7 protein-coding genes and 1 tRNA gene are annotated in these 11619 nt (G+C 32.0%); 5 read left to right on the top strand and 3 right to left on the bottom strand.

What is annotated here, in order from left to right:
• Positions 1-65: 65 nt before the first annotated feature.
• A tRNA-Cys gene (locus tag RBR53_08395) sits at positions 66-140 on the top strand.
• Between the two features lie 341 nt (positions 141-481).
• A complete protein-coding gene (locus tag RBR53_08390; GenBank protein MDY0132674.1) occupies positions 482-4273 on the top strand; it encodes a PAS domain S-box protein in 3792 nt (1263 codons plus the stop codon).
• Between the two features lie 107 nt (positions 4274-4380).
• Here the strand turns inward: RBR53_08390 and RBR53_08385 are convergent, their stop codons facing one another.
• Positions 4381-4974 (bottom strand): hypothetical protein, encoded by a 594-nt coding sequence (locus tag RBR53_08385; protein ID MDY0132673.1) that lies wholly within the window; start codon positions 4972-4974, stop codon positions 4381-4383.
• A gap of 172 nt (positions 4975-5146) precedes the next feature.
• On the opposite strand from RBR53_08385, the gene RBR53_08380 reads away from it, so the two are divergent.
• The 3 genes from RBR53_08380 (at position 5147) to RBR53_08370 (ending at position 8340) form a co-directional block, all read left to right on the top strand.
• Positions 5147-5791, top strand: a complete 645-nt coding sequence (locus RBR53_08380; protein ID MDY0132672.1) for a radical SAM protein — start codon at positions 5147-5149, stop codon at positions 5789-5791.
• A 1-nt stretch (position 5792) separates the two neighbouring features.
• The gene (queC, locus tag RBR53_08375; protein ID MDY0132671.1) at positions 5793-6476 is read left to right on the top strand and encodes a 7-cyano-7-deazaguanine synthase QueC; all 684 of its coding nucleotides are present in this window, start codon (positions 5793-5795) and stop codon (positions 6474-6476) included.
• Between the two features lie 100 nt (positions 6477-6576).
• The gene (locus RBR53_08370) at positions 6577-8340 is read left to right on the top strand and encodes a hypothetical protein (GenBank protein MDY0132670.1); all 1764 of its coding nucleotides are present in this window, start codon (positions 6577-6579) and stop codon (positions 8338-8340) included.
• Between the two features lie 329 nt (positions 8341-8669).
• Here RBR53_08370 and RBR53_08365 read toward each other — a convergent pair whose 3' ends face one another.
• Positions 8670-10619 (bottom strand): GNAT family N-acetyltransferase, encoded by a 1950-nt coding sequence (locus RBR53_08365; protein ID MDY0132669.1) that lies wholly within the window; start codon positions 10617-10619, stop codon positions 8670-8672.
• A 152-nt stretch (positions 10620-10771) separates the two neighbouring features.
• Positions 10772-11551 (bottom strand): prepilin peptidase, encoded by a 780-nt coding sequence (locus RBR53_08360; protein MDY0132668.1) that lies wholly within the window; start codon positions 11549-11551, stop codon positions 10772-10774.
• Between the last annotated feature and the right edge of the window lie 68 nt (positions 11552-11619).

Here is an 11619-nt window from a genome sequence, read left to right as displayed (position 1 = left end):
TCAGTGGTAGAGTGCAACCTTGCCAAGGTTGAAGTCGCGAGTTCGAATCTCGTTTCCCGCTCCACGGCGGCATAGCCAAGTGGTAAGGCAGAGGCCTGCAAAGCCTTTATTCCTCAGTTCAAATCTGAGTGCCGCCTCCAAAATTTATTAGTCAGGACAGTTTAAACTGTCCTTTATTTATTGAGCCGTCCGGTTTTAAGATATGCTAACCTAATATATTCATTCTCCCTCCGAATTATCCCACATAAAACATCTATAAACAAAAATGATGAGATTTCCGGGCGGCACAATAACTTTTTTAACCTTAAATTTTAAAAATTTATTAATTTAATTTTATAAAACCTGGACTGACTTTTCAAGCATTCAGTATAATGATGGATTTTTTGTTGATTAGTTTGACAAAGAGTATTTCGTATGTTTTTTAAAAGCATTAATAATCAGAAGTTTAATTTTTTAAAAGTTTCAATAAGGCTTTCAGTCAATGCTTAACACCATCAAAACTTCAGCAAAAATATGGATTTTTGGGCTTGTTTTTCTTTTGTTCTTTTTTATCCTTTCGTTTGGCTTTACTGTTTTTGTTAATACAAAAGGGCTTTCAGCAGGGATTGAAAATATAAGAAAAATGGGTTTTGAATTAAGAAAAGTTCTGCCTGACGATGAATATCCTAGTTTTGAGTCCCTTCCGGGAATAAAAAAATATCTGGATTCCAAAAATCTGGAAAATAAATGGATCAAAAACCTCAATATTTTAGTTAAAGGTAGAAACCAAAGTTCTTTTGCTTTTCCTTCAGAAGAAAATTCTGAATTTATCACCCCCACAGAAGAAATCTTGACCACTATTAAATATAAAATGGATAAATTCGAGTTTCAGATGCTCTATCCCCTTGAAACCAATAACCAGGTTTCAACATATTTATATGTAGAAGGTAATATTCTTTATTTTTTCAAGATCACCTGGACCACAACTTTATATGTGGGTTTATCTCTTATTTGTTTTTTTTTGCTGGGTTTGTATTTTCTTATTCAGCATTCCAAACTGCAAAAAATGATAGAAATGGGTAAAAACACAGAAAAAATTCTTGCCAAAAAATCCAGTAATGATGAAATCATAGCAAGGTTTGCTAGAACTGTTCTTATATCAAACACTATGCACGAAGCTTCTATGGCAGTTAATCAGGCTGTTTCTTCCCTTACCGGCTCCCAATACATTGTATCAGGGTTTATAGATCAAGATCAGGGCTTAGTGGAGCTTTTTGGTTGCAGTTATGATTTAGATAAAACTTTAGAAGAGGTTGTTTTTAAAAAATCTTTGTCAAAAATCAAGGGGATCTGCGGTAAGGCAATTAATTCTGGAAAGGGACTTTATTTAAACAAGGCAGAAAATGAACTTTCAATTCTTCCAGGCAAGGTTCAGGATTTTTATTTAAACTCGGTAATTGCTGTTCCTGCAGCAGTAAAAAACAAGGTTGTGGGAATTATAGCTGCGGGAAGCAGGGATATTGAATTTAATCATTCAATTAAAAACCAGTTTGAAAAAATAGCGGCCCTTTTTGCTGTAGCTATTCAAAAACATCAGGCTTTTTTAAAAGTGGCAGAAAGTGAAAATCAATTCAGAGTAGCTTTTAAAACGAATCCAGATGCTGTGGTGATAACAACATTTCCTGAAGGTGTTATTGTTGATGTTAATGATGGTTTTACCAAAATAACAGGGTATGAGGCAGAAGAGGTAAAGGATCATCTTGCTTTAAAATTTATTTTTTGGGAAAAAATGGAAGATCGTTTTAAGATGATTGATATGGTTGAAAAAGACGGAATAGTTATAAACTACGAGTCTAAATTTCAGCTTAAGTCGGGTAAGTTTATCACAGGCCTGTTTTCTGCCTCAAAAATTATTTTAAACGGCAAACCCCATCTTTTATCTATAGTCCGTGAAATAGAAAAATTAAAGGAAGTTGAAAATGAGCTTAGAAAGGAAAGAGCTTTCCTTTCTAAAGTTGTTGAAACAAGTCCTGCAGGAATAATTGCAGTTGATGGAAAATCAGGTGAAATACTTTATGCAAACCAAAGAACTGCTGAGATTCTTGGACAGGAAGCAGATGAAATCAAGTGTAAATCTTTTAATGATAAATTGTTGAATATACGAGATTTTAATTTGAATAAGCTTGATGATGATCAATGTATTTTCAATCTTCTAAAACGTAAAAAAACAAAGCTTCAGGATATAAGACATGTTGTTACCTTGGCTGAAAAAGGGATGGTTCATCTTTCTTTTAATGCCACCCCTCTTCTTGACGAAGATGGCGATATAGAAATGTTTGTTGCTTCAATTGAAGATGTTTCTCAAAAGGTTTTGGCACAAAAGCATTTAAAAGAAGCCCAGGAAAGGCTTAGTTCAGTTATAAGCAGTCTTCCTGTTGTTTTGTGGGCTTTTAATTCTGAAGGGGTGGTTACACTTTGCAGGGGAATGGGTCTTAAACCATTTGGGCTAAAACCTGATTCTCTTGTAGGGGTTTCTGCTTTCAAGCTTTACAAAAATTTTCCTGAAATTGTTGATCTTATTAAAGAAGGACTGAAGTTCAAGGCTTTTACAAAAGTGATCAAATTTATTGATCGCTATTATGAAGTTACAATTTCTCCAATAATAAATGACAAAAATCAGGCTGTGGGAGTAAGCGGAGTTGCAGCTGATATTTCCAGAAGAGTTAAAATGGAAGAAGAACGCTTAATTTTATCAGTTGCCATGGATCAGGCTGCTGAAAGCATTGTTATCACAGATAAAGAAGGGGCGATCCTCTATGTCAACCCTGCTTTTGAAAATCTTACAGGATATTCTAGAAGAGAGGCCATAGGTCAAAAACCAAATATTCTTAAAAGCGGTTTTCATGGAAGCTTTTTTTATGAAGAAATGTGGAACAGGCTGAAACAAGGGCTTATCTGGAAAGGGTATTTTAGGAATAAATCAAGAGATGGAGATATGTTTGAAGAAGAGGCTTCAATTTCACCTGTATTTGATAGAAGCGGAGAGATTAGGTATTTTGTTGCGGTAAAAAAAGATGTTACCCATGAAAGAAAAATGGAATCTTTATTAAGAAAATCACAAAAGCTTGAAGCCATAGGAACTCTTGCTGGAGGAATTGCCCATGATTTCAATAATATTTTATTTCCGATTATAGGATTTTCTGAGCTTCTTTCAAATAGATATGAAAAAGGCAGTGATGAAAAAAGATATATTATAAATATTTTATCTGCTGCATCAAGAGCAAGGGATCTTGTCCATCAGATTCTTACTTTCAGCAGGCAGAATGAAGAAGAAAAAAAGCCTGTAAGAATTGATTTGATAATTAATGAAGTTTTAAAACTTTTAAGGGCTTCTATTCCTGCAACCATAGAAATAAGAACAAAGATTGAACCAGAAATTGAAAAAACCAATCTTACAGTTTTTGCTGATCCTACAAAAATTCATCAATTGATAATGAATCTGGGAACCAATGCATTTCATTCAATGGAAAACAAAGGAGGAGTTCTTAAGATCAGTCTTGAGGCAGTAGAACTTGATGAAAAAGATATTGACAGATCTTTAATGCCGGATATCAAATTAGGAAAATATCTTAAGCTTGTAGTTTCAGACACAGGTGATGGAATTTCTCAAGATGTTATTGAAAAAATTTTCGATCCTTATTTTACCACAAAGTTGCAGGGCAAGGGGACAGGGCTTGGGCTTGCTACAGTTCACGGGATAGTCAAATCCTGCAGAGGTTTTTTGAGGGTATTTAGTGAAAAAGGAAAAGGCTCTTCTTTTAACACTTATCTTCCCATAGCAAAAGAGTCTGACAATTCTAATGAAAATTTACTTTCAGAAAGAATTAAAGGGGGCAAGGAACACATTCTTGTTGTTGATGATGAAGAACTTATAGTTGAGGTTATGGGTGGAACCCTTAAGAGGCTGGGTTATAAAACAACTTTAAGAACAAGTAGTCTAGAGGCTTTTGAAGCTTTTAAAGCTGCCCCGGACGCTTATGATCTTTTGGTTACAGATCATACAATGCCCAATATGACAGGACTTGAGCTTGCTAGAAAAGTTCACTCAATTAGAAAAGATTTTCCGGTAATTATTTGTTCAGGGTTTACTGGAACAGTTAAAATGGAAAAAAATATAAATAAGGAAATCTCCGCTTTTATAATGAAGCCTGTTTTAAAAAAAGATCTTGCAGCAGCTGTTAGAAAAGCAATTGATCCGGTAAAAAAAGAATCAAGCATCAGCTTAAAAACATAAGCCCTTTTAGTTTGAGCTAAAGGTGAATTAAGTGATTTTTAAGTTTGCCCTTAGATGGCTTAATTCTTAAGATTCCCTTGGTTTTTATATTTTTAAATATAAGACGCTTAATTTAGGTGAAAATATGATTTAATATTTTCCAGGATACTTTGAGGTTCTTTTTTATCAGATTTATAGGGCTTGGATTCTCTGGATATTTTATTTTGGAGTGAATCAAGTTTTTCTTCAGCAATTTTTGTGTCATTAATGAAGTTTTCTTCAAAAGGAGCAGAGCCAAGATTTGCCCTGACAAAAATATTGTTTAAATCATTTATGATTTTATCCATTTCATTTTTTGAGTCGGTTTGAATTTTTTCTAGTTTTAGAAGAGCTCTTTCTGTTATATTTTTTTGGCCTGGATAATCTTTTTCAAGTTTTTCAATTCTTTGGGCTTCTTTTTTTACTTTTTCCAGCTCATTGTCAATTGAATCCACTAGAGAAATTAATTTTGGATAGTTTTTATAAAAAAATGTCTGGGTTTTAAGCGGGAATTCAAAAAACTCGTGAGTTTTTGGCTTAAATCTGTCTTTTTCAATGTAAATATACCAGGTTATTCCGCCGGCAATTATCAAGGATAAAATCAAAGTAAAAATTATAAACAAAATTTTTTTGGCTTTTGATTTTTTTTTGCTAATTATTTTATCTGTTTGTTTTTTTTTCATTTTGTTTTCAGGTTTGAGATTATCTGTTTAAATTTTTTAATAATTAAAATCATTGTTTTTCTAATGCCAAAAGAACAAATTTCTTTTATAATGTTTGTTTGACTGGTTTTGTTTATCAAGAAAATCAGATTTTTAATATAAATCGGCTTAAATTGCAAATTCATGAGTAAATATGAAACTTATTGTAAATGAAATTTTTTGCTCCATCCAGGGAGAAGGCCTTGATCAGGGAAGGCCTTGTGTGATGATAAGGCTTACAGGCTGCAACCTGAGATGTTCATATTGTGATACCAAATATTCTTTTAATCAAGGAATAGCTGTTGAAATAGAATCAATTTTAGAAAAAATTGATTCTTACAAAGTAAATCTTGTAGAAATAACAGGAGGAGAGCCTCTATTACAGGAAAACACTCCCAAGCTTATTCAAGTGCTTTTAAGTAAAGGTTTTAAAACCCTTATAGAAACAAACGGAAGTTATGATCTTGATCTTGTTGAAAAATCCTGTGTGAAAATAATGGATATTAAAACCCCTTCAAGTAAAATGGATAAATTTAATCTTTATTCCAATCTTGAAAAGCTTGAAAATGAAGATCAGCTTAAGTTTGTTGTTGAAAACAAAAAAGATTTTGATTTTGCTGTTGATTTAATAAAAAAATCAAATTTAAAAATAAGACCTGAAAATATAATTTTTTCTCCTGTATTTGGAAAAACTGATTTAAGGGATCTTGCTTCATGGGTAATTAAGGAAAAGTCTGATTCAAGGATGCAAATCCAGATGCATAAAGTAATTTGGCCTGAGTCAATGAGGGGAGTGTAAAATGAATACAAAAAAGGCTGTGGTGCTTTTAAGCGGTGGAATTGATTCAGCAACCTGTACAGCTATTGCTAAAGATATGGGTTTTGATGTGTTTGCAATCTCCTTTGATTATAATCAAAGACACAAAAAAGAACTTGATTTTGCAAAACAAACTTCAAAATTTCTTGGAGTAGCTGAACATCTTATAATTAACAGTGATATGTCCCTTATAGGAGGCTCAGCTCTTACTGATAAAAAAATGAATGTTCCTGATTTTAAGGAAAACAATAAGGAAATCCCTATTACCTATGTTCCTTCAAGAAATATAATTTTTCTTTCCTATGCTGTTTCCTATGCAGAAGTTATTGGAGCAGACGATATTTTTATAGGGGTTACTACAATTGACTATAGTGGATATCCTGATTGCAGAGCTGAATTTATTGAAGCTTTTTCAAAGGCTGTAAATCTTGGAACCAAAAAAGGAATTGAAGGAAATCCTTTTAAAATCCACACCCCTCTTGCCAAACTTTCTAAAGATCAGATAATTAAAAAAGGAATAGAACTTGGAATGGATTATGGACTGACATCCAGCTGTTACAATCCCGATGAAAAAGGGAGATCTTGTGGAAAATGTGATAGTTGTGAAATAAGAAAAAAAGGATTTGAAAAAGCAGGTGTTAAAGATCCTACCAGGTACTCAAATTAAGTTTTAACTTGAATTAAATTTTTTAAGTTTATAAAAAACAACAAAAAAAATTTAACTAAGTTTGAATTTGCTTATAAAATTAACTTCATCGGAGGTTTTTGTGATTAATTTTACCCCGGGTCAAAATCCGGAATTTGATGCGTTTTATGCTATCTTTTTTATTGAAAATCACCTTGATCATTCCATTTATCCCGATGAGGTTGCTTCTCCTGAACAGATTGGGTTTATGGTTTATATGAAGCATGAGAAAATTCATTATTATCCCTGTACTGATGAAATGTTTCATAGAATAATTTCCAGGAGCAAAAATCCTGAGCTTGAATTTATATACTCAAAAGTAAAAGAAAGAATTTTTAAACTTGTTGATGATTTTGTCTCAGATGAAGAAAAAAAACCGTTTTTAAAAGCTCTTTTAAGTATAAAATTTGATCATGAAACAAGGGATCTTATGATGATTCCTTCAAGGCTTGAAAAAAGGCTTTTTAAAATTTTTATTAATCAGTCTGGAATAAGCGATCCTTATTTTAAAATTAAGGCTGAAAAAAATATGCTGGTTAGAAATTTCCTTGAGTCAAATCTGTTTAAAACAGCCATTGACAATATAAGAGTAAACAGAGAAACAGGAGTTCCAGACTCTTTGTCGGAAATTAGAAGAAAGTTAGAATATATTGAACTTAGGCGGTTTATTGCTTTAATAGGGCAGCCAGATATTTTCTGGGACAAAGATCATCATATTGACAGCAAAAAATTACAAAAGTGCTTTGATAAAAAGTTTTTTGGTAATGGTGTAAAAGACTTTTTTTCCTTCCTTGGAATTGAAGGTGGCGGGTCTATAATTGAAAAAAGACAGAAAAAAAAGCTCATGTGGCTGGCAGACGAGGCTGGAGAAGTTATTTTAGATATAAGGATTGTTAATTACCTTGCTTCTCTTGGTCATAAAGTTTTCCTTGTCTTTAAAGAGGCCCCTATTTATTCAAAAGTTGATATTACAGATGCTGAGGAAGATGAAACTCTTAAGTCAGAATTAAGTCATAGTGAGTTTGTTTATGGAAGGGATCTTTCTAAAAATGAAATTATTTCATATCTTCAGCGAGAAAAAAATGTTCTTGTTATTTCAGACGGAACCCAGGAAAATTTAAATCTTTTAAAGGCTTCAACTACTTTTGCACGTGCATTTAAGGAATGTGACGCAATAATTTCCAGAGGAATAGAGCAGAAAAGAAGGTTTTTTGATACTCATTTTGAGTTTACAAGACCAGTATTTAACATTTCCCATAATGAAGACGGGTTTGTTGTAATAGCTCTTAAGGCAGCCCATCCTGAAGTGATAAGGTTTAGAAGAGAAGATCTTGAAAAAAAGGCAGCCGAGATAATTGAAAAAATGAGAACCAAAAAAGAGTCTGGTTCAACTGTGATGTTTTACAGCGGTATAATAGGTTCCATTCCAGGCAAGATTGATGAAGCCACTGAAATTATGTCTACTTTTATATCCTATTTGGAGCAAAGCTATGAAAATACATTTATAATCAATCCTTCCAAATATTATGAATCAGGAATGGATGCAGATGATTTAATGTATATGTGGGAAATAGTGCAAAGAAGCGGTTATATTGATATCTGGAGATTCCAGAGTTATGATGACATTGCCTATTCATTTAAACTTCTTGGAAAAAAAGTTCCTCCTGAATGGGTGGGTAAAGACTCTACATACAGTACAGGCTGCACCAAAGAAATGGCAATAGCCTTGAGTGTTCTTGAAAGAAATCCTGAAATGCAGCTTACTGGTCCTTCTACAAACAAATTTATGAGAAGAAGAGATTATGGGGTTGGCAAAATGTACGATAGAATTTTGTCTGAAGTATAAAAAAGCTGATTGATTTTGTTTATAAGGAGCCGGTTTTCTTTTATCTTAGAATTCCGGCTTAATATAAAATTTTTGTATTTGTCCCTGTACTACACAGGTTTTTTATAGAAGGATTTTAATCCAGGCTCAAGATTTAAAAAGTTAGTTTTATTCATGACAATTTTAAGGGGAGCTTTTGCAACTATTTAATTGTTATTATTATTTTGGAATGTTTTTTAAAGCAAACACACCATATCAATATTAAATTTGGATCACTTTTAAATCTGGCTATTAAATTATTTGTTTTTTTTGTTTAAGTGTCAGGGCGAGTTATTTGTTAAACTCCTGAATTAGAGTAAAAAGTTAGGATTTTGTCTTTCTTTTTCAATTCTATTGAAAAAGGAGTTCATTATTCTAAGGTAGAGTTCTTCTCCAAGAAGCTGATCTTCAATTCCTGAATCTATATTTGGATTGTCATTGATTTCAATTATCACAGGGCTTCCTTTAATTTCTTTTATATCAACTCCATAAAGCCCATTCCCAATAAGAGATGATGATTTTACAGCTGCTTTTAAAATTTTTGAAGGTACTTGATTTATTGGAACAGCTTCAGTCATTCCTGAAAAATCGGGATTTTCCTGGGACTCCCAATTATAAATCTGCCAATGACCTTGAGCCATGAAATATTTACAGGCAAAAAGAGGCTGGTTGTCAAGAACACCAATTCTCCAGTCATAGTCTGTTTGAAGATATTCCTGGGCAATTACAAGATCGCTTTTTAAAAGAAGAGAAGATAATTTTGATTTAAGTTCTTCTGGAGATTTAACTTTAAATACTCCCAGGGAAAAAGAGCTCTCAGGGAGCTTTAGTACAATTGGAAAAGGAAGTGATTCTGTTATTGATGTATGGAGCATTTTTTTTGTTAAAAGCCATGATCTAGGCTGTTTTATTCCTGCACGGTCAAGACGTTCGTTTAAATAAACTTTATTTGAGCATAAAAGAATTGACCATGGATCGTCAATTACCACAAGACCTTCTGTGTAGGCATGTCTTGCTATTTGGTAGGTGTGGTTTTCAATAGCTGTTGTTTCTCTTATAAATAAAGCATCAAATTCGCAAAGTCTTCTATAGTCTGTTTTGGTTATGAACTCAGTGTAAAATCCTGTTTTTTCAGCAGCCTTTTTAAACTTGTTCAAGGCTTTTTCACATGATGGAGGTGTTTTTTCTTCGGGGTTTACTAAAATTGCAAGATCATATTTATAGTTTTTAAGTCTTGTTTTTCTATATCTTTTTTTATCAAAATAATCAGATAAGGCTTCTTTAAAAAGTTCTGGATATTCATTTAAAGCATTATCAATATTTAAAAGAGAAACTTTTTTTATTTTCCAGGATTCTTTTTTTGTAAAAACAATTTGGAAAAAAGGAATTTCAAAGATTGAAAAAAGCTTTTTTGCAAGATTGTTATATTCTTTTGTGGGTGTTTTTCCTAAAATAACAATAATTTCAAAATATTGGTTTTTTAAAGATTTAAGTTTTTCATCAAACACATCTCTTATTTCTTCAAAAAGAGTCTGGGCAATTGAAATGTTGGTAATATCTTTTACAGTCATTACCGAGGGAATCACCCTATGATTTCTTGCCGAAGAAATAAGTGAAATATAATAACCCATTGAATGGGCCTTATAATTGGAGCAAAGGTTTAGCACATTAATTTTTTCTGAATTTCTAAACAATTTCAGTGAAAGATAATCTTTTGCAGAAATAATTTTTATCCCGGGAAAATCAAGGGAATATTTTTTGGGATTATCAACTACAATTATGTTTCCGGCTTCTTCAGAATCCTCATAGCGGCAGGAAATGTTTTTTTCCATCCGGAATCCTGTCTTATCAGTGCCGTAATAGTTTTTTAAAAACTCTGTTTTTTCAAAGGAAAATTTTTGGTACCATTTTACAAGCTGTTCATTTTTTGATTCAACTTCCAGGGTTATTTTTTTAAATCCTTTTTCCTGAGCTGTTTTAGATATTTTATTTAATAAAAATTTTCCCAGTCCTTTTTTTTGGAAATCGGGATGAACAGCAATGGAATAAATTCTAAGGGAATGTTTATAAAGAAAAAGGATAGCAGATCCTGCTGGAATACCTTTTATTTCTGCAATATATACAATTTGATTTTTACTGTTAATGCTGTTTTGTATAGATTTTTTTGTGCTTTGTTTTTCTTTTGGAAAAGAAAGCTGTTCAAGTGAAACTATAAAGTCTTCGTCTTTGGGAAGAGCTGTTCTTAATTTTATCTGATTCATTATACGCCAAATTTAAGTTTTAGAAAAAATTTATATGAAAATAGTTTGTTCCAGGTATGATGTTTTTTTAGGTGGACATGGATTAAAGTTCCTTATAAGTTAAATCTTAAAAAAGGACTATATTCTCAAAAAAAATATAATCAAGTGGATTTTTATCCTCTTATGAAGTTTATATATTGAAAAATTAAATAGTCACCAAAAAATATGTAAATCAAAGCACCAAGAGAAAGAAACGGGCCAAAAGGAATGGCGTATTTCATATCTCTGCCTTTAACCATAATCAGCAAAAGACCGATTGTTGTTCCTATAAGTGAAGATGCAAAAATTGTGAAAAGAACTCCTTTATACCCTATAAATCCACCAATCATGGCAAGAAGCTTTATGTCTCCTCCTCCCATTCCTTCTTTTTTAGTAAAAAGGTAGTATAAAAATGCTATAAGATAAAGAATTCCTCCTCCGATTAAAACTCCTAAAATAAGATCAAGGATTTTTATTTCATTTATAATCAGGGCCAGAATAAAAAAAACAGGAATTCCAGGAAGACTTATAATATCAGGAATGATTTTATGATGGAGATCAATTACACTTACAACAACAAGAACGCAGATAAAAACAAATACAAAAAGGGATTTAATTGTTAATGAAAATATAAATACAGTATAAACTGCCATAAAGCCTGTAAAAAGTTCAATTAAAGGATATTGGATAGAGATTTTAGATTTGCAGTTTCTGCATTTGCCCCAAAGAAAAATATAGCTTAATATGGGAAGATTATCATACCATTTTATGGAAGTTTGGCAGTTTGGGCATGAAGAAGGTGGGAAAGCTATTGAAATTTCATTTGGAATTCTTAAAATACATACATTTAAAAAACTTCCAATAGATGAACCAAAAATAAACGATGTAAAAAGGATTAAATTAAAAGAATACATTAAGTTGCTTTCATTTTATTTTAGATTGTTAATGGCTTTAATTAGCAAAAAAAGGGAAATACCAGATT

The organism is Desulforegulaceae bacterium (assembly GCA_034006035.1).
In the GTDB taxonomy this organism is placed as follows: Bacteria; Desulfobacterota; Desulfobacteria; order Desulfobacterales; family JACKCP01; genus JACKCP01.
This window is presented reverse-complemented; position numbering and strand designations above follow the sequence as displayed.